Raw genomic sequence first — 18,829 nt, 5'->3', positions numbered from 1 at the left:
TCAAGGCACGACGTCAGCGCCGGATGGAGTCGCGCAACGGGCTCGGCTCGAGCGTGTAGTCGGTCGAGGCATCCGCCCAGGTGCGCCCGCCGCCCTGCGTGCGCCCCCGGCGCAGCGCCGCGATCAGGCGGGTCGCCGGCACACCGATCGCCAGTGCGACCGCCCCGCTGACCGACCGGTCCTCGCGACCGAGCACGCTGGCCCGATGCCACGCCTCGTGCAGCCGACCGCCGCGAGGTGCGGGCACCCGCCGGGCCGGAAGACCGCCCGCCCGGCGCAGTGCCACGAGCTCCTCGACGCGCTCCCACCACGTCGACTCCTTCGAGGGGTGGAAGTAGTTGTCACGCAGCCAGTCGGGGTGCGGCTGACGGAACCGGCCGCCCACCACCTCACGCCCGCCGCCGAGCAGACCGCTGCCCACGAACACCGTGTTGAGGAGCGGCTTGCTGACCCCGTAGGAGTCGAGCGCGATCACGGGCACACCCTGTGCGACGGCCTCGATCGCGGCGGTGGAGCTCACGGTGACGAGACCCGCGGCCGTCGAGAGCGCCTCGGCCATGGACGCGTACGAGACGACGAGGTTCGACGGCATCCGGCCCGCGAGCAGCTCGGGGTACGAGTCGCGTTCGAGGTGCGTCTCGGCCTCCCCCGGCCGCGAGCGCAGCTTCACGACGATGCGCCGGGCGGGGTCGACCTCGGCGGCGCGGATGAGCATCTCGGCGATCTTCTCGCGCTCGGCGCGCTCCGCGGGAACCATCGCCTGAGCCGCGAACACGACGTCGGTCGCCGGTGGGCGGTGAGCGACGGCCCCGGCAGGCTGCGGGCGTTCGGCGACCGCGACGCCCGCCACTCCCGACACCCCCGCCGCTCCGGCGGCGAGCACCCGCGCGCGATCGGCCGCCAGCATCCGCTCCCGCCCGCGCGCGAACGGCAGCGTCGCCAGGGCCATGGGGATCTGCACACCGATGCGACGACCGAGCTCGGCGAAGGCCCGCTGCTCGCGGTGCGAGTGCACGACCAGCAGGTCGGTGTGGCGCCGGTAGTCGAGAGCGCCGCGCTGCGCGGGGATCGCCATCCCCGGCAGGCCCGAGACGGTGACGGGACGCTGGGGCAGCGCGTCGATCACGCGCCCCATCAGGCGCACGAAAGGGCCGCGCCCGGCGAGCACGACGACGTCGGGCTCGTGCCGGGTGAGCCAGGCCTCGGCCTCGCGGAAGGCGATGCGCGCGACATCGGACTCAGGGATGCCGGTGCCCGCGAGAGCCGTGCGCTGCTGGGCCGCGCTCGCGGTGAGCGGGGTGCGCACGAGCAGCAGCTGCGGACGGATGCCGGGCACCGCCGCGAGCAGCGAGGCCGACCACTTCACGAAGGAGTCGGCATCGGCGATCGCGACGACCTTCAGCCCTCCGCCCGCACCGGGGCGCAGGTCGGTCATGCGGGAACGCGGCGCAGCTTCGCCATGGGGGCGAGCTCGCTGTCGAAGACGCGCTTGACGCCGTCGCCGAGGGCCTTCTCGATCACGCGGATGTCGCGGACGAGGTGCTCGAGGCCGGTCGGCTCGAGGGAGGCCGCGTGGTCGGAACCCCACATCGTGCGGTCGAGGGTGATGTGGCGCTCGACGGCGACGGCCCCGATCGCGACGGCGGCGAGCGAGATCTGCAGGCCGCGCTCGTGGCCGGAGTAGCCGACGGGGATCCCGGCGTAGCGGTCGCGGAGCGTGGCGATCGCCCGCAGGTTCGCCTCCTCGGGGTCGAGCGGGTACGTGGAGGTGGCGTGCATGAGCACGACGCGGTCGGTGCCGAGCGTGTCGAGCGCGCGATCGATCTGCTCGATCGTCGACATGCCGGTCGAGAGGATGACGGGCTTGCCGGTCTCGCGCAGGGCGAGGAGCAGCTCGGTGTCGGTCAGGCTCGCCGAGGCGACCTTGTGCGCGACCACGCCCAGGTCTTCGAGGAAGGCGACGCTCGGCACGTCCCACGGCGAGGCGAACCAGTCGAGGCCGAGCATCGTGGCGTGGTCGCCGATCGCGATGTACTCGTCGCGTCCGAACTCGACGCGGCGGCGGTAGTCGAGGTAGCTCATGGTGCCCCAGGGCGTCTCACGCGGCACGTCGCGCATGTGCGCGGGGGTGGAGATCTCGGGCGTGCGCTTCTGGAACTTCACGGCGTCGGCACCGGCCCTGGCCGCGACGTCGATGAGCCGCTTCGCGATATCGACGTCGCCGTTGTGGTTCAGGCCGATCTCGGCGATGACGTAGGCGGGGCGACCGCCGCCGATCACGCGCGATCCGATGCTGACAGTCATGGTTCCTCCGGTGGTCGAGCGATGCGGAAAACCCCCGCCCCTCCTGGCTACGCCTCGGGGGTGAACACCCGACGACTCCCGGGTTACCGGCACCGGTCAGTCGGGCAACACCCGTTCGACGAGCTCGCGCACGGCGCCGTTCCCCCCGGTGCGGGTGAGCACGACGCGCGCTGCGGCGAGCACGCGCGGGTGCGCGTTCGCCACCGCGACCGGCCACCCGACGATGCGCATCGCGGGCAGGTCGTTGACGTCGTTGCCGAGGTAGGCGACGTCGTCGAGGCGGATGCCGGCGTCCGCGGCCCACGCGCGCAGCGCCTGCTCCTTGTCGTCGATGCCGTGCAGCACCGGCACCCGCAGCTTCTCGGCCCGGGCGCGGACGACGGGATTCTGCTCGGTCGAGAGGATCAGCATCGGGATGCCGGCGCGCCGGAGCAGTGCGACGCCCATGCCGTCCTCCCGGCTCACTCGCACGCGCTCCCCGCCGTCGGCGTCGATGATCGCGGTGTCGTCGGTGTGCACGCCGTCGAAGTCGGTGACCACGGCGCGCACGTCGATGCGCCCGGGGGCTTCGCCTGCCCGATCGTGCACCGCGGCGAGCGCGTCGGCGATGCGGAGCTGCTGTGCATCGTCGATCTCGATCGCCGTCCACTCCGGCACCTCGGCAATGCGGATCCGGCCGAAGAAACGGTGCCGGCTCGTGCGGAAAGCCTCCGCACGGAAGACGTAGAACGCGCCCGTCTCAAGGTAGTGCGGTTCGCGATCCTGGCGGCGCGGGCGATGCGCGGCCTCGTGGTTGATGGCCGCGGCCTGGTCGACCTCCGATCCGCTGCCGCGACGCCAGAGGAAGCCGTAGGTCTCGTGCGCCGAGAACACGCTGTCGGCGCGATCTGCCCGCACCTCGGCGACGGCTCCGGCGAGCGCCGTGCTCGGGAGGAACGGCGAGGTGGCCTGCACGAACGCGATGATCCCGACCCGCTCCCCCGCGGCTTCGATCTCGTCGACCGCGTGCAGGATCGCGCTCTCCGACGACGCCGTGTCGCCGGATATCTCCGCGGGTCGACGGACCACCCGCGCGCCCGCCGCCGCACTCACGGCGGCGATCTCGTCGTCATCGGTCGAGACGACGACGAGGTCGATGCCCGCAGCGTCGCGCGCCGCCCGGATCGCGCGCACGACCAGCGGCACTCCCCCGACGGTGCGCAGGTTCTTGCGCGGCACGCCTTTCGACCCGCCGCGCGCGGGGATGATCGCGACGGTCAGCCCGTCGGTCGCCTCGTTCATGTCATCGCTCATGTCATCGTCCTCGAATCACTCGCCAGGCCCGGCCCGCACGCCGTCGTGCCCCGATCGCCGTCAACCGCAGCTCCTCCATACGCCCGGTGCCTCCGGCCGAGCGCAGCATCCGCCGCGCAGCACCCTCGGCGGGCGCCCCGGGCAGACGCAGGTCGCGCAGCCGCTCGGGCGCGAAGTACCGCTCGCGTTCCCCCGGCGTCAGATCGCGCAGCAGCAACTCCGCGCGATCGCGCAGGTGCCCGGCGATCTCGGGCTGCATGGCGTAGCCGACCGCATCGACGAGCAGCTGCAGACGCGCAGGATCGACGTACGGGGAATCCTCTCGGGTGAGCGCGTCGACGATCGCGAGCGGTACCCGGTTGCTGTTCTCGTACGGGCGCAGGCGCCGCAGCAGCATCGACGCCCCCGCCGAGGCGATCGTCGTGCCGCGCAGAGCCTGCACGGTGGGCAGCGCGGTCGAGAACGCCGCGACCACCGCACGCGCATCGACGCGGCGGGCCAGCACCTCGGCGGCGAGCGGGCCCCGGTAGACGGCGAACTCCACGCCGTGCGAGAGGGCGCGTTCGCGCACGGCATCCGTCTGCAGCGGCGGCGCCGCCGGATGCGGTTTGAAGATGATGCGGGCGGGCCCGGCGCCGGCCGCCCGGTCGATCAGCTCGCGCTGCAGCCCGATCTCCTCGCGAGGGGTCAGCAGTCCGAGCGCCGAGAGGTACTGCCCGAGCACGATCGTCGTGGGGGCGCCGTCGTCGAGCGGATGCCCCGCCGTGTCGAGGAGGGGCTCCCCGAGATCGGTCTCGTCGAGCACGCGTCCGAACGCGGCGACGGGCACGGGAACGGATGCCGCGACCGGGCCGCCTGCGAGAGGCGCGACCCCCGGCACGACGTCGGCGTGCAGCACCCGGATGATGCGGCGGCGCACGGCGTGGTCGAGGGGCACCCGCATCGGCGAGTACGTCATGAGGCCGTCGCCCACGATCGTGATCTTCGCGCGCGGGAACAGCGACATCAGCGTGCGCGCCGGCGCGACCTGCGGGCTCTGCACGAACAGCTCGAGATCATCGGCGTCGAGGTTCCACGCGCGGGTGAACAGGCGCTCGAGCAGGGGCAGGTCGGCGGGTTCCGGCTCCCATCCGCTCGGATGCAGCGGGCCGAGCAGCGCGTCGAGGTCCTCGATCCGGTCGAAGCAAGTGCGCAGCGCGGCGAGCGCCGGGTCTGCGGCGATCCCGGTCACGAGCTCGGGCACCCGCGCCGAGACGAACGGCACCAGCACCCGGTCGCCGCCCGCTCCACCGCGGCCCACCTTGCCGGGACGCGGCTCCAGCAGCCCCTCGTCGATCGCCGCGGCGACGGTCGCGAGTCCGTAGGCGCTGTGCAGTGCGAAGATCCGGGTCATGAGCCGTGCCCCGCCCGTCGCAGCACCCGCGCGAGCACTCGGCGCCGTGGTCCCGAGAGTGCGCGCACGGCGGCCCGCACCTCGGCGTGGGGCAGCGCCCGCAGCAGCTCGACGATCTCCGCACGCATCTCCCCGCGCAGTGCGCGCGGCATCCGCCGGGCTCGCACGAGGTGGTGCGAACTGAGTGCCAGGGAGGAGAAGGTGATCTTCGGCAGGAATCGAGCGGCCTCGGCATCCGCCTCGACGATCGCGACGGCCTCGGCCATCGCACGGGCGAAGTCGAGCTGCCGCCGATCGCGCACCTGCGTGAGCGACGTCGACACCCCGCGGCGGTACAGGAGCGCGGGGGCGTCGACCACCGCGAACGAGGCGTCCGACAGATGCAGCCGCCAGATCCAGGGGCGGTCCTCGGCGGTGTGCAGCCCCTCGGGGAAGGCGGCGAGTCCCCGGTCGATGATCCGGCGGTCGAAGATGCCCGCCCAGGCGAACGGGTAGTCGACCATCGTGGTCTCGGCCTGTGGCAGGATCGCGTCGCGGGCGGCGACGACCGTCTCCCGCCACGGATGCGGAGCGCGCACGAGTGCCCGATCGGCATCCGTCACCGTCACGTGATCGGTGCGCAGGAAGTCGGCATCCAGCTCCCGCAGTCGGCGCGCGAGCACGGCGAGGCGCTGCGGCTGCATCCAGTCGTCGCCGTCGAGGAAGCAGAAGGCGTCGCCCTCGACGTGCGCGAGTCCCTGGTTGCGCGCGCTCGCGAGGCCGCGGGCCGAGTCGTTGCGGATGACCTCGGCGTGCGGGAACCGATCGGCGTACCGGCGCATGAGGGCGCCGGTGTCGTCGTCGGATCCGTCGTCGATCGCCACGAGCTTCAGCGCCGCCGGGTCGTCGAACTGGCGCGTCAGGGTCTCGAGCGTGGTCGCGATGTAGGCGCCGGCGTCCTTCGCGGGAAGGATGACGGTGACGAGCGGACTGCGCACGGGACTCCCGGTGATGGTCGGTCGGTCGGGAATCGTCTCAGGCGTTCCTTGCCGCCCGGCGACGCGCGGGTGAACGCGGGGTGTCCTGGTAGGCGGGGCCGCGCGCATCGGCGACGATGGAGCGATGCTCTTCTCACGCGGGTCGAACGGTCGACGGATGCTGCGACGACGCCGTGACACCCATGATCTGCGATGGCTCTCGGCGCGCGCCTGGACGACCCGCTGGTATCCGCAGGGGATCGACATCGGCGAACGCGAGGGTCGCCGCACGCTCGCCGTCAGCTGGTTCCGCCAGGATCGGACCGGCCATCATCTCGCCTCGCGCGTCGTGCTGATCGACACCGAGCGGGCGAGGCATATCGACATCGCGCTCGCGATCGAGGACGATGCGGGCGACCTCCAGCCCGCGCAGATCCACACGGGCGGGCTGGCCTGGTTCGGCGATCGGCTGTTCGCCGCGGCGACGGGACGGGGCATCTGGGAGTTCGACCTGTCCGACATCCGCCGCGTGCACGGCCCGGTCGCTCGGCGCGTGCGCGGGATCGCCGGCCGATGGTGGCCGCGCTCCGCGCTGGTCGCCGTGCGCACGCGCGTGCATCCGATCGATCTGCGCTGCTCGTTCCTCGGGCGCGCGTTCGACGTCGACGGCGCACCGCTGCGACGGGTGCTGATCGGCGAGTACCGCCGCGACGACGAGGGACGCATCGGCGAGTTCACGATCCCCGAGGGCACCGATGACGGTTTCGTCGCTCACGAGCGGTTCGCGCCCGGCATCCCCCGCATGCAGGGTGCGGTGCGGTGGGGTGACCGGATCCTCGTGTCGCAGTCGGCGCTGAAGACCCCCGGCAGGCTGTGGACCGGCACGCGCGATGCCCTGACCCGGCACTCCGTGCCCCTGCCCGCCGGGTGCGAGGACCTCGCGCTCGATCCGGACGAGCGGATGCTGTGGACGCTCGGCGAGCATCCCCGGCACCGGGTCGTGCGCGGCATCCCCTTCGCCCGTATCGGGCTGTGAGGGTCGGCCGAGAAGTCCGCCCCGAGAACGCTCGTAGACTTGTCGGGTGAAGCCTGCACCTTTCTTCGTCTACTCCGTGCTGCGGCTGCTGGCGTTCCTCGTCCCGCTCGCGATCCTCTGGTTCTTCTTCCCGATCTTCCGGGAGTTCTGGTGGCTCGCCGCGATCTTCGCCGCGCTGATCGGCACGAGCATCTCGATGCTGTTCCTGCGCCGCCCGCTCACCGAGGCGTCGGCGGCGATCGTCGAGCGCCGCGAGGCGCGCGCGTCGACCGGCCAGGAGGATGCCGACGCGGAGGATGCGGTGGTCGACGGCGAGAGCGAGACGCGCGCCGACGAAACCCGCGACGAGAAGTAACCGTGGGAGACGGCCGGGCTGTGCCGGGCTGTGCCTAGTTCTGCCGGGCTCAGCCGATGAACGCCCAGAACAGGGCGCCGGCGTACAGCAGCGACGTGAGCGAGGTCAGCGCGAGAGCGATGACGAGCTCCTTGGGCTGGCGGTAGGTCCAGACGATCAGGATCGCCGGGAGCCCCGCGAGCAGGGCGAGCAGCGAGAGCCAGGCGATCGGGAAGAGCAACGCCAGCAGGATCGCGATCGCGAACGGCGCGAGCACGAACAGCGTGAACAGCACCTGCGTCGCGCGGCGCCCGATGAGCACCGTGAGGGTGCGCTTGCCGACGACGCGATCCTGGTCGATGTCGCGCAGGTTGTTGGCGAGCAGCACCGCGCAGGCGAACAGTCCCGCGGCGATCGCCCCGAGCCACGCCTGCTGCGGCAGGTCGAAGATCTGCACCCAGGTCGTGCCGAGGGTCGCGACGAGCCCGAAGAAGACGAACACGAACACCTCGCCCAGACCGGCGTAGCCGTAGGGGCGCTTGCCGCCGGTGTAGAACCAGGCGGCGACGATGCATGCGGCGCCGACGGCCAGCATCCACCACTGCTCCGTGCGCACCACGATCGCGACGCCCACCGCGGCGGCGAGCGCGAAGAACACCAGCCCGATGATGAGCACGGTACGCGGCTTCACCCGACCCGAAGCGGTGAGGCGCGTGGGACCGACGCGCACGGCATCCGTCCCCCGCACGCCGTCGCTGTAGTCGTTGGTGAAGTTGACGCCGATCTGCAGCAGCACCGCGACCGCGAGGCACGCGAGGGCGATCACCCAGTGGAACTCGGGGCCCGTGCTGCGCGCGGCTCCCGTGCCGATGAGCACCGGCGCGATCGCGAGGGGCAGCGTGCGCAGACGCGCGGCGCCGATCCAGTCGCCGAGCGTGACGGGCCCGGCCTCGATCACGGCCTGGCGGGCGGGGTCGCCGCTCGCCCGCTTCGCCGGGTTGCCGCTCACGCGAGCCGGGTTCGTCTTACGGGTCGCGGAGGTCTTGCGCTTCGAGGATGCTGCCACGGAGGAATCCTACTGTGCGAGCCCATGACGCCCCGGGGGCGACGGCGGGTCGGGGATTCGGGCTCAGGGATTCGGGTTCGAGTCCTTGCCGTCGAGCCACAGCTCGTCGCTCTTGTCGCCGTGTGCTCCGCCCTTGCCGACGTGCGTGGAGCTGATCTTCGGCCCCTTGAGGATCACGTGCACCATCGCCTGGGCATGCCCGTGACCGAGACCGTAGGTCTCCTTGAGCCAGTTCAGCACGACGGTCGACTTCGTCGTGTCGTCGAAACCCTGCTCCTTCGCGAGCGCGATGAACTGCCGGGGCGTGAGACCCGTCTGGGTCTCGACCTTGTCGAGGTAGGCCTGGAACGACATCGGTGTCTCCTTCAGGGGGTCAGTCGTGCGCGATCGGGATGATCGGTCGATGCTCATAGTAGGTCTGCAGCACCACGGTCGTGCGGGTGTTCACGGATGCCGCGAGCCGGATGTCGCGCACGAGCTCCTCGAGCGCCCGGGGCGAGGCCACGCGCACGAACAGCATGTAGCTCGCGTCGCCGGCGATCGAGTGGCACGCCTCGATCGCATCCAGGTGCTCGAGCTGCTCGGGGGCGATGTCGGGCTGTGCGGGGTCGAGCGGGGTGATCTCGATGAACGCCGAGAGCGGCGTGCCCACCTTCTCCGGGTCGAGCAGCGCCCGGTAGCCGGTGATCACGCCCCGCGTCTCGAGGCGGCGCAGACGCGACTGCACGGCCGAGACCGACAGCCCGACGGCATCCGACAGTTGCGAGAGCGTGGCACGCCCGTCGCGGGAGATCTCGGCAAGGATCGCGCGGTCGACAGAGTCATCCATGCGTGTAAGAATATCGTTAGCTTCCCGTTTGCACAGGAAAGTTTCCGTCTATTTCTCCGATCGGAGGTCCCGATGTCCATCATTTCCGCCAACAGTTCCGCTGTTCAGGCCATCGTCGGCGAACCCGAGGTCGTCGAGGACGCATCGACCGCCGAGTCCAGCGCCGCCTGGGCACAGCTCAAGGATGCCGCGATCGCGATCCGCGAGATGCAGATCAAGGACGGATCCATCCCCGACGCCGCGCACCACGCGACGGCCCGCGAGCTCGTCGCCGCGATCACCGCCGGCATCCGCGCCCTCGCGCCCGCCTTCCCCCACGACGCCGCCTACCTCGCGGCCTCCGTGGTCGACTTCGACCGCTGGGCCGCCGAGGACTTCGGCGTTCCGGACTTCCTCGACTCGCTCGTGGCGTTCCAGCCGCAGGAGCACCGCGTCGACGGCATCCGCCACCTGGTCGTCTTCCCGATGTACACGCAGAACGGTTCGAGCGACCGCCTCGTCGAGGCCCTGATCGTCGAGACGATCTGGCCGGAGTTCATCGGCGCCCTCGAGGCCGGCGACTACGGCAACAAGCTGTTCGTCTCGCTGCGTCTGATCGACTTCACGCCCGGATACGACACGAACTCGGCCGTGCTGTTCCCCGAGACCGTCGCGATGCGCGAGATCCCCTCGTTCACGTGGGGCGCGATCTTCCAGGACCGCGAGGCCGCCCGCTACCGCCGCGTCACGCGCGCGGCATCCGAGATCACCAAGCTCGATCTGCCGGAACGCGCCGCCGACATGCTCGACGACCAGGCGCTCACCGAGCGGGTGTTCGTGATGTGGGACATCATCCACGACCGCACCCACATGCGCGGCGACCTGCCGTTCGATCCGTTCATGATCAAGCAGCGGATGCCGTTCTTCCTCTACTCGCTCGAAGAGATGCGCTGCGACCTGACCGCGTTCCGCGAGTCGGTCAAGATCGAGCGCACGCTCACCGCGCGCAGCGAGGCCGGCGAGGACCTCACCGACTCCGAGCGCGAGATGCTCGAGCATGCACCTCTGGTGCAGTACGCGGTGATCTTCGACCGCATCTTCCGCTTCGCGATCACGGGTTCGCGCGTGCGCAACTACGACGGCCTCGGCGGACAGCTGCTGTTCGCGTGGCTGCACCAGCGCGGCGTGCTGCACTGGACCGACACGGCGCTCGCGTTCGACTGGGAGGGCGTGCCCGACGCGGTCGTCGCGCTCGGCGACGCGATCGACGACCTGTACTGGCGTTCGATCGACCGTCCGAAGACGGCGCACTGGCTGGCCGCCTACGACCTCGTCCGCTCGGTGCTGACCCCGCACCCGGCGTCCGCCTGGGCGCGCGGACTGTCGGACGAGATCCTCGCGGGGGCCCCCAAGGGCTACACCGACGCGGTGCTCGACGACGAGTTCCCGCTGTCGATGTTCTTCGAGGCGCTCGACAAGAAGATGAAGACCGTGATCGAGTCGACCGTGGGAATCCGCGGAACCGACGACTGATCGCATCCACGGCCGGGCCGGAGTCTCGCATATGAAGACCATCGTTCTCGCGGGGGCCACGAGCGGCTCCGGCCTCGCCGTGACCCGCGCGCTGATCGCGGCGGGCATGCGCGTCGTCGCGACCGGACGCTCCGCCGACCGTCTGCAGCCGCTGGCGGATGCCGGAGCCCGGACCGACGTCGCCGATGCGACCTCGCTCGATGACATGATCGCGCTGGCGGAGCGACTCGCGTCCGACGGCCTCGCGGTCGACGCCGTCGTGCCCCTCGTGGGCGGGTGGCGTGGGGGCGGCGGCCTTGCCGGTCAGAGCGACGAGGACTTCACGGCGCTGCTGCCCTCACTCGACGCCGTGCGTGCGACGAGCCGCGCGTTCGACGCGGCACTGCGGGCATCGGATGCCGGACGCTTCGCGATCGTGTCGTCGACGGCCGTCGCGCGACCGCTCGCCGGCGGGGCGAACTACGCCGCGGTCAAGGCCGCGAGCGAGGCGTGGACGCGCGCCGTCGCACAGGGGTTCGCCAAGACGGCTCGGGATGCGGGAGAGCCGCTGCGCGCGGCATCCGTCGTGTTCCGCGCGAAGGCGCTCGACCCCGAGTCGCTGGCACCGCGCATCGTCGGTCTCTGGGATGCGGATGCCGCCGAGTTGAACGACGGGGTCATCGACCTGGAGTGAGCGGGGTTCGCGATCGGGAGCGTGGCGTCTAGAGCTGCGATGCTCCCGGGACGACCGGCGGGGCATCGTCGACCGATGCGCCCTCGCCCTCGCCCGGAATGCTCTGCTCGGGAGCCTCGGCGTAGAGCACCGTGAGCTTGCGGTACGACTTCGTGAAGAACGCGAGCGTCGCCGCGACCACCATGATGAGCCCGGCGAACAGACAGATCAGGGCGATGCCTCGGGCCTCTCCTTCGCCGAGCAGCCAGCCCCACTGCTGCTGACCCTCACGGCCGTCCATGTAGGGGATGATGAGGAACTCGGCGAGAGGCGCGATCAGGAACGCCGTGATGGGTGCGGCCGCCGCCTCCATCGCCGCCGCGACGCCGAAGACCCGGCCCTGGCGTTCGAACGGCACGACCTTCTGGATCACGGTCTGCTCGGCCGCCTCGACCGGCGGCACGAGCGCCATGTAGACCCACATGCCGAGCACGTACAGCCACCACCACTCGCGCAGCATGAACACCGCTCCGAGCAGCCCCATCGCGATCACGACGAGCAGCATGGTGCGCATCGGCTTCTTGCCCAGGCCGAACTTGGCCACCAAGCCGCCGCCGATGAGGAAGCCGGTCGACGCGAAGGCCAGGGCGAAGCCCCACGTCTGCGCGTCGAACAGCGTGAGCCCGTAGGGGTCCATGAGCGCCATGTAGACGCCGCCGATGAGGTTGTTGAAGGTCGAGAAGATGATGAGCGCGAACAGCCCGGGAGCCTGCCGGATCGCGCGCACGCTGCCGCGGAAGTCGACCGCGCTCTTGGCGTCGGGGTCGGCCTGCGGCTCGCTCTCGGGGATGCGGATGAAGAGCAGATGCGCGAAGGTGACCGCCATCGCGGCGATCGCGATCGCGAGGGTCCAGCCCATGCCGAGGAACCCGATCGAGAGCCCCGAGAAGACGCTCGTGACGAGGAAGGCGATGCCCTGCACCGTGCCGACGAGGCCGTTGGCGTTGGCCCGCTTCTCTTCGGGCACGAGCAGGGTGACGGTGGTCGAGAGCGCGATGTTGCGCAGCTGCTCGATCACCCCGCCGAACAGGATCACACCCGAGAACAGCCAGAACCACGGGCCGCCCAGGTCGAGCAGGGCCGCCTCGGGCTGCGACAGGTAGAGCACTCCGGCGACGAGGAAGGCCACGGCCGAGATCACGCTCGAGAGCACCATGACCGCGTGCTTGCGGTGCCGATCGACGATCGTTCCGAACATCATCGCGAAGAACGCGACGAACAGCATGTACGCGCCGCCGATGACGCCGGTCGCGAGCACCGACTGCGTCTCGATGTAGACCCAGAAAGTGAGCGCGAACCAGAGGAAGCTGGTCGTCACGTTGGCGATCAGCGTATTGACGAGGACGTTGAGGAACGCCCGGTTCGTTGCGGTCCGCTGCATGGGTTCGAGGGTACTCAGGACCACCGACATCCGATACGGGTTCGGGCGAATAGGCTGGGTCGGTGACCATTCAGCACGACCCCGCGATCCGGGGCTTCGCCAGTGACAACTACTCCGGCATCCACCCCGAGGTGCTCGCCGCGATCGCGACCGCCAACGACGGCCACCAGGGCGCCTACGGCAGCGACGCGTACACCGCGCGCCTGCAGGAGGTCGTTCGTTCCCACTTCGGCGAGCGCGCCGAGGCCTTCCCCGTCTTCAACGGCACGGGCGCGAACGTCACCGGCCTCCAGTCGATGCTTCCCCGCTGGGGTGCGGTGATCGCGGCCACGACCGCGCACATCAACGTCGACGAGGGCGGTGCCCCCGAGAAGATCGGCGGGTTCAAGCTGCTCACGGTGCCCACCGACGACGGCAAGCTCACCCCCGAGCTCATCGACCGCGAAGCCTGGGGCTGGGGCGACGAGCACCGCGCGCAGCCGCTGGTGGTCTCGATCACCCAGTCGACCGAGCTCGGCACCCTCTACACCGCCGACGAGATCCGTACGATCGCCGATCACGCGCACGAGCGCGGCATGAAGCTGCACCTCGACGGCGCTCGCCTCTCGAATGCCGCCGCCGCCCTCGATCTGCCGCTCGCGGCCTTCACCACGGATGCCGGCGTCGACGTGCTCAGCTTCGGCGGCACCAAGAACGGCGCCATGCTCGGCGAGGCCGTCGTGGTGCTGAACCCCGAGGCATCCGACGGGCTGGTCTACTCGCGTAAGTTCAACATGCAGCTCTCGTCGAAGATGCGCTTCGTCTCGGCGCAGTTGATCGCTCTGCTCGAGGGTGACCTGTGGCTGCGCAACGCGCGTCACGCGAACGCCATGGCCGCCCGCCTGCGCGGCGAGATCGAGCAGGCCATCGCATCGGGTTCGATCACCGGCGTCGCCTTCACACAGCCCACCCAGTCGAACGGCGTGTTCGCGACTCTGCCCGACGGCGTCGCCGACGCGCTGCGCGAATCGTTCCGCTTCTACGACTGGGATGCCGCGCGCAACGAGGTGCGCTGGATGTGCAGCTTCGACACCCACGAGGACGACGTCGACGCGTTCGTCGCCGAGCTCGCTCGCCTCACGGCCTGAGACCGTACGGAACCTCGGCGGGCGCGCTCAGCGCAGCAGCGCTCTCAGCGCAGCAGGCCGAGACTCGCGAGCGCCTGCCGGATGAGCGTGCCGCGGCCGCCCTCCATCTCCGACCAGACCGCGTCTGAGCCGGCGGCCTCGGGCGAGAACCAGGTGACCTCGAGGGCATCCTGACGAGGTTCGCAGGTACCGGTGACCGGCACCACGAAGGCGAGCGACACGGCGTGCTGCCGGTCGTCGTGGTAGGCGCTCACGCCGGGGATCGGGAAGTACTCGGCCACCGTGAACGGCAGGGGCTGGGGCGGGAGCAGCGGGAACGCCATCGGACCGAGGTCGTTCTCGACGTGGCGGAACAGCGCGTCGCGGATGGTCTCGCCGAAGCGCACGCGGCCCGAGACGATCGTGCGCGTCATCTCACCCAGGGGCGTCGAGCGGAGCAGGATGCCGATCTCGCTCACCTGGCCGGATCCGTCGGTGCGCACCGGGATCGCCTCGACGTAGAGCATCGGCAGGTGCCGGCGCGCCTCCTCGAGCTCGACGTCGCTCAGCCACCCGGGGTTCGCGTCGGGCGCCGGAGGCTGCGGGGCACCGTCGCCGAATCCGCCGAGGCCGTCGTCGTCGGGCTCGGGGTCGGGATCAGGTGTGCGCACCGCCATGTGTCCTTTCTACCAGCAGCATCCGACTTCCCCTATGGCCATGCCGTGCCGGGGGCCGGGCCGGTGTCGGCGACCCCTGGCAGGATGGACGGCATGAGCGAGGAGCTGACGATCGACGACGCCGCGACCCGGTGGGTGCCGGGCGACCGCGCGGGCAAGCCGCTGCTGGTGCTGCTGCACGGCTACGGCGCCGACGAGCACGACCTCATCGGCCTGGCCCCGTATCTGCCCGCGGACATCGCCGTGGCATCCGTCGCTGCACCCCTCGCCCCTCCGTTCCCGATGCCGGGCCGGTCCTGGTACCCCATCGAGGGTCTGAACGGTCGTCGGCCCGAAGACGTCACGGTCGCCGCCCGCGCGTTCCTCCGCTGGCTCGACGTCGCCGCCGCCGACGCGTCGTCGGTGGCACTCCTCGGCTTCTCGCAGGGCGCGGCCGTCGCCCTCCAGACGCTGCGTCTCGCCCCCGAGCGGCTCGGCGCGGTCGTCGCCCTGAGCGGCTACGCCACCCCGGGCGACCTGCCCGGCGACGAGGCCCTGCGCGAGCTGCGTCCGTCGGTGTTCTGGGGCCGCGGATCGGCCGACGACGTGATCCCCGAGGCGCTCATCACGCACACCTCGCTGTGGCTCCCCGACCACTCCACGCTCTCCGGCAGGGTATACACCGGGCTCACGCACAGCATCTCCGAAGAGGAACTGGGCGACGTGCACCAGTTCCTCGCGCTCTGGCTCGAGGGCATCGCCGGCGAGTGACCCGCGCGGCCCTCGGTCACGGCGCTCCGGCGCGACACGCCCGGGTTGCACGACGGCATCCGCCGGAGGTATCGTCGTCACGTCCTGTCCGCCGTGTCTGGAAGTCCTTTGATCTGATCCGTCGCCTCCGCGCTCCTCTTTCCGCGCGCTGACCCGACGATCGCCGACTCCACCCGGCCGCTCTCCTCCCGCCTTCGACGGCGCCGCGCAGGAGACCCGCCGTGCAGGCCCGGTGTCAGTGCATCTTCGCACTCGACAGGAGACACACCGTGTCAACCCCCACCCTTCACGCATCGGTCACGCTCGACCGCCTCACCTTCGCCTGGCCCGACGGCTCCACCGCCCTCGATTCCGTGTCGGGCGCCTTCGGCGCGGGTCGCACCGGCCTCGTCGGCCGCAACGGCGCCGGAAAGTCCACCCTGCTCCGCCTCATCGCCGGCGAACTCGACCCGACGGCGGGCACGGTGACCACCACCGGTGACGTCGCGTACCTGCCGCAGCAGCTCACGCTCGACGTCGAACGACGCGTCGCCGACCTGCTCGGGGTCGGGGCGGCGCTCGATGCCGTCCGCGCGATCGCGGCGGGCGACGTCGACCCCGCCCACTTCGACGCGGTGGGCGACGACTGGGACATCGAGGCGCGAGCCGCGGCATCCCTCGCCGAGGCCGGTCTCTCGCCCGAGTTCCTCGACCGTCGCGTCGGGGAGCTCTCGGGCGGTGAGGCGGTGCTCGTGGCGATCGCCGGCATCCGTCTGCGGCGCGCCCCGATCACGCTCCTCGACGAACCCACCAACAACCTCGACCGCGACGCCCGTGCGAAGCTCGCCGCGATGGTGACCTCGTGGAAGGGCACGCTCATCGTCGTCAGCCATGACGTCTCGCTGCTCGACAGGATGGACGACACCGCCGAACTGTTCGGCCGCACGCTGAGCGTGTTCGGCGGGCCGTACTCCGAATGGCGCGCGTGGCTGGACGCCGAGCAGGATGCCGCGCGACAGGCCGAGCGCGATGCCGCCCAGGTCGTGCGCAAGGAGAAGCGCCAGCGCATCGAGGCGGAGACCAAGCTCGCGCACCGTGCGCGCACGGCCCGCAAGGCCGAGATCGAGAAGCGCGTGCCGAAGATCATCGCGCACGGCCGGAAGATGGCCGCGGAGGTGTCGGCCGGCAAGCTGCGCACCGAGGTCGGGGCGAAGGAGGCTGCCGCACGCGCCGCCCTCGATGAGGCGGGGCGCCGCGTGCGCGCCGAGGCGTCGATGAAGATCGAGCTTCCCGACCCGCAGGTCTCGCGCAGCCGCCGCATCGCGACGATCGCCGATGCGGAGAGGTCGTGGGTCGTGCAGGGCCCCGAGCGGGTCGCGCTGATCGGGCGCAACGGTGCGGGCAAGACGACCCTGCTGGAGCGCCTGGTCGCCGGGGCCGCGGCGGAGGACGGACGGGCGGTTGCCGCCGCGCACGTCGATCACATCGGCTACCTGCCGCAGCGGGTCGACGGCCTCGACGGGACGCTCACCGTGTTCGAGAACATCGCCGCGGCCGCCCCGCACGTGCCCGAGAAGGAGTTGCGCAATCGGCTCGCACGCTTCCTCATCCGCGGCGCGACGGCCGACCGGCGGGTGGGGGCCCTGTCGGGAGGCGAGCGCTTCCGCGTCGCGCTGGCGACGCTGCTGCTGGCGGATCCCGCGCCGCAGCTCGTGGTGCTCGACGAGCCGACGAACAACCTCGACCTCGACACGGTCGACCAGCTCGTCGACGCGCTGACGGCGTACCGCGGCGCCGTGCTCGTCGTGAGCCACGACGACGCCTTCCTCTCCCGTCTCGCTCTCGACCTCACTCTCGAGATCGACGGCGAGGGGATGCTGCAGGAGGTGTGAGCGGCCGGAGCGCGCTCACTCGAAGGTCACGACGAGCGCGCTCCCGCTGACCTCGACCGTGCCGCTCGTCGACAGCTCGCCCTCGAAGGTCACCGGCTCCGCGGCATCCGCCGGGGCGTAGACGGCCCGGACGGCTCCTCCCCGTGCGACGAACATCTCGCCGTCGAGCAGCAACTCGACGGTCGGGTACGTATCGACGGTCCATTCGACCTCGACGGTGCGGGCGTCCAGCGGCGCGCTCAACGGGCATCCGTCGACCCGCCAGGTGGTCTGCGTGGCGCACTCGTCGAGATGCGCGTCGACTTGGCGCTGCACCTCCTCCGAGAAGTTCGCGTTCGGGACGACGGCGACCTTCCGCGTTCCGTCCGGCGCGCCGGTGATGACGAGTTCGTCGATATCCGTCTCGTAGAACGTGTCATCGATCGCCGCGACCGGGTACACCGCCGGGTACAGCGCGAGCGGCAGGACCTCGCCCGAATCGACCGTCGGCGTCTCGACACCGCCGAGGAGGAACGCCGGGTCCTCCTCCGTGACGATGAAGCGGTCGGTCAGCGCAGTCCTGACCTGCCACTGCCCGGACTCCTCGTCGCGGGCGAGCGAGAGGGTCGTGTCGTGCCGCTCTCCCGCCAGGGCGAAGGACACGTCCACGCTCGTGACGCTCGCGGCGTCATCGGCGTCTGCGGGGGCATCGACGACGACGTCCCGAATCCGTTCGGTCGCGGCGCCGAGCACCTCGTCGGTCAGCATCGACGGGTCGTCCAGCTTCTCGATCTCCTGCGGCCGGGGTGCCACGAGAGCCGCGGCCGCGGTGGCGTCGCCGTCGGCGATGTGCTGGAGGTATTGCTCGGCGACCTCACCGGCGCTCGGCCCGCGGTTCGCACCGTTCACCGCCACCAGGACACCGGCGATCACCGCCGCGAGGACCGCGGCTCCGACGAACACCCACAGGAGGATCCACGCACCCGCGCGGGTACGGCGCGGCGACCCGGGGTGCGCGGTGTGCGCGCCGGGATGAGGCGGCGATGGATGCTGCGGCGTGGAATTCTGCGGCGCCGGAACGCCGTGGGCAGGCTGCGGTGCATGCGGATCGGTCATCGTCTCCCCCTGGTCGATCTGCACCCACCGTATCGGTCATGCCGTCAGGGCCGCCTGCTCCGCATCGCCCGCATGTGGGAGATCTCGGGGTCGGCGGCGTGGAGCGCATAGTCGTCGGATTCGCGCGCGACGAGGGCGACACGGCCCTGAGCGTCGTGGTGGAGGCCCCAGCCGTAGCGCTTGCCGAGCGGCGAGGAACGCAGGCAGGGGCGCCCGACGGAGAAGAACAGGGCGCGCTCGACGGCGTCGTCGACGGCGATTCCCGCTCGCAGGGCGAACGTCTCGAACACCACGTCGTCCGACGTGCGGCCGTACGGATGCTCGGCGATCAGCCGGTAGTGCAGGGCGGCGATCGTGGGCTTCTCGCTCGCGGGCGGCTCGACCGCGTGATCGGTCGGGCAGTCCTCGGCGACCTCGATGAACGCGTCGCGGTAGTTCGTGGTGTGCGCCATGGATACAGCATGCGCCCCGCCTCCGACAACCGTCGAGCCCATGTCGGTGGCCCGGGCCAAGA

At 71.1% G+C, this 18,829-nt stretch carries 19 protein-coding genes; 7 read left to right on the top strand and 12 right to left on the bottom strand.

Annotation, left to right across the window (positions count from 1 at the left end):
* Window positions 1–13: 13 nt before the first annotated feature.
* The 5 genes from WFJ97_RS15805 to WFJ97_RS15785 form a co-directional block, all read right to left on the bottom strand.
* A complete protein-coding gene (locus tag WFJ97_RS15805; protein ID WP_336642201.1) occupies window positions 14–1,435 on the bottom strand; it encodes a DUF6716 putative glycosyltransferase in 1,422 nt (473 codons plus the stop codon).
* Window positions 1,432–2,304: an N-acetylneuraminate synthase family protein gene (locus WFJ97_RS15800; RefSeq protein ID WP_336642200.1), complete on the bottom strand. Its 873-nt coding sequence runs from the start codon at window positions 2,302–2,304 to the stop codon at window positions 1,432–1,434. Before WFJ97_RS15800 ends, WFJ97_RS15805 begins: the two co-directional genes overlap by 4 nt.
* A 96-nt stretch (window positions 2,305–2,400) precedes the next feature.
* Window positions 2,401–3,597, bottom strand: coding sequence for an acylneuraminate cytidylyltransferase (locus WFJ97_RS15795; protein WP_336642199.1), 1,197 nt, complete (start codon window positions 3,595–3,597; stop codon window positions 2,401–2,403).
* A 1-nt stretch (window position 3,598) separates the two neighbouring features.
* The gene (locus tag WFJ97_RS15790) at window positions 3,599–4,990 is read right to left on the bottom strand and encodes a polysialyltransferase family glycosyltransferase (RefSeq protein ID WP_336642198.1); all 1,392 of its coding nucleotides are present in this window, start codon (window positions 4,988–4,990) and stop codon (window positions 3,599–3,601) included.
* On the bottom strand, window positions 4,987–5,967 hold the full coding sequence (locus tag WFJ97_RS15785; RefSeq protein WP_336642197.1) for a glycosyltransferase family 2 protein: 981 nt from the start codon (window positions 5,965–5,967) through the stop codon (window positions 4,987–4,989). The genes WFJ97_RS15790 and WFJ97_RS15785 overlap by 4 nt, the downstream gene beginning before the upstream one ends.
* Before the next feature lie 124 nt (window positions 5,968–6,091).
* On the opposite strand from WFJ97_RS15785, the gene WFJ97_RS15780 reads away from it, so the two are divergent.
* Together WFJ97_RS15780 and WFJ97_RS15775 are read left to right on the top strand one after the other, a co-directional pair.
* Window positions 6,092–6,982 (top strand): hypothetical protein, encoded by an 891-nt coding sequence (locus WFJ97_RS15780; RefSeq protein WP_336642196.1) that lies wholly within the window; start codon window positions 6,092–6,094, stop codon window positions 6,980–6,982.
* A 46-nt stretch (window positions 6,983–7,028) separates the two neighbouring features.
* Entirely contained in the window at window positions 7,029–7,337 is a 309-nt protein-coding gene (locus WFJ97_RS15775) for a DUF4229 domain-containing protein (protein ID WP_247625218.1), read from the top strand.
* 49 nt (window positions 7,338–7,386) lie between these two features.
* On the opposite strand, the gene WFJ97_RS15770 is transcribed toward WFJ97_RS15775, so the two are convergent.
* From WFJ97_RS15770 to WFJ97_RS15760, 3 genes are all read right to left on the bottom strand, one after another.
* On the bottom strand, window positions 7,387–8,382 hold the full coding sequence (locus WFJ97_RS15770; protein ID WP_372491589.1) for a 1,4-dihydroxy-2-naphthoate polyprenyltransferase: 996 nt from the start codon (window positions 8,380–8,382) through the stop codon (window positions 7,387–7,389).
* Window positions 8,383–8,445: 63 nt separating this feature from the next.
* On the bottom strand, window positions 8,446–8,736 hold the full coding sequence (locus tag WFJ97_RS15765) for a DUF4287 domain-containing protein (RefSeq protein WP_247625219.1): 291 nt from the start codon (window positions 8,734–8,736) through the stop codon (window positions 8,446–8,448).
* A 19-nt stretch (window positions 8,737–8,755) separates the two neighbouring features.
* Window positions 8,756–9,211, bottom strand: a complete 456-nt coding sequence (locus tag WFJ97_RS15760) for an Lrp/AsnC family transcriptional regulator (protein WP_247634062.1) — start codon at window positions 9,209–9,211, stop codon at window positions 8,756–8,758.
* A 72-nt stretch (window positions 9,212–9,283) separates the two neighbouring features.
* On the opposite strand from WFJ97_RS15760, the gene WFJ97_RS15755 reads away from it, so the two are divergent.
* Window positions 9,284–10,723, top strand: a complete 1,440-nt coding sequence (locus WFJ97_RS15755; protein WP_336642195.1) for a DUF6421 family protein — start codon at window positions 9,284–9,286, stop codon at window positions 10,721–10,723.
* Between the two features lie 31 nt (window positions 10,724–10,754).
* On the top strand, window positions 10,755–11,396 hold the full coding sequence (locus tag WFJ97_RS15750) for an SDR family NAD(P)-dependent oxidoreductase (protein WP_336642194.1): 642 nt from the start codon (window positions 10,755–10,757) through the stop codon (window positions 11,394–11,396).
* 28 nt (window positions 11,397–11,424) lie between these two features.
* On the opposite strand, the gene WFJ97_RS15745 is transcribed toward WFJ97_RS15750, so the two are convergent.
* Complete coding sequence (locus tag WFJ97_RS15745) at window positions 11,425–12,816, bottom strand: MFS transporter (RefSeq protein ID WP_336642193.1); 1,392 nt, start codon at window positions 12,814–12,816, stop codon at window positions 11,425–11,427.
* A gap of 62 nt (window positions 12,817–12,878) precedes the next feature.
* Here WFJ97_RS15745 and WFJ97_RS15740 point away from each other — a divergent pair, with 62 nt between their 5' ends.
* Window positions 12,879–13,943 carry a threonine aldolase family protein gene (locus WFJ97_RS15740; RefSeq protein ID WP_336642192.1) on the top strand — a complete coding sequence of 355 codons (1,065 nt, stop codon included), beginning with the start codon at window positions 12,879–12,881 and terminating at the stop codon, window positions 13,941–13,943.
* Window positions 13,944–13,987: 44 nt separating this feature from the next.
* On the opposite strand, the gene WFJ97_RS15735 is transcribed toward WFJ97_RS15740, so the two are convergent.
* Entirely contained in the window at window positions 13,988–14,599 is a 612-nt protein-coding gene (locus WFJ97_RS15735; RefSeq protein ID WP_247625226.1) for a DUF4916 domain-containing protein, read from the bottom strand.
* A gap of 93 nt (window positions 14,600–14,692) precedes the next feature.
* Between WFJ97_RS15735 and WFJ97_RS15730 the strand changes: the two genes are divergently transcribed.
* Window positions 14,693–15,349, top strand: a complete 657-nt coding sequence (locus tag WFJ97_RS15730) for an alpha/beta hydrolase (protein WP_336642191.1) — start codon at window positions 14,693–14,695, stop codon at window positions 15,347–15,349.
* Window positions 15,350–15,618: 269 nt separating this feature from the next.
* Window positions 15,619–17,220: an ABC-F family ATP-binding cassette domain-containing protein gene (locus WFJ97_RS15725; RefSeq protein ID WP_336642190.1), complete on the top strand. Its 1,602-nt coding sequence runs from the start codon at window positions 15,619–15,621 to the stop codon at window positions 17,218–17,220.
* 15 nt (window positions 17,221–17,235) lie between these two features.
* On the opposite strand, the gene WFJ97_RS15720 is transcribed toward WFJ97_RS15725, so the two are convergent.
* Entirely contained in the window at window positions 17,236–18,315 is a 1,080-nt protein-coding gene (locus WFJ97_RS15720; protein ID WP_336642189.1) for a hypothetical protein, read from the bottom strand.
* Between the two features lie 44 nt (window positions 18,316–18,359).
* Window positions 18,360–18,767, bottom strand: coding sequence for a DUF6157 family protein (locus WFJ97_RS15715; protein WP_247956783.1), 408 nt, complete (start codon window positions 18,765–18,767; stop codon window positions 18,360–18,362).
* Window positions 18,768–18,829 lie beyond the last annotated feature (62 nt).

It is taken from the genome of Microbacterium sp. USHLN272, from assembly GCF_037149655.1.
GTDB lineage: Bacteria > Actinomycetota > Actinomycetes > Actinomycetales > Microbacteriaceae > Microbacterium > Microbacterium galbinum.
This window is presented reverse-complemented; position numbering and strand designations above follow the sequence as displayed.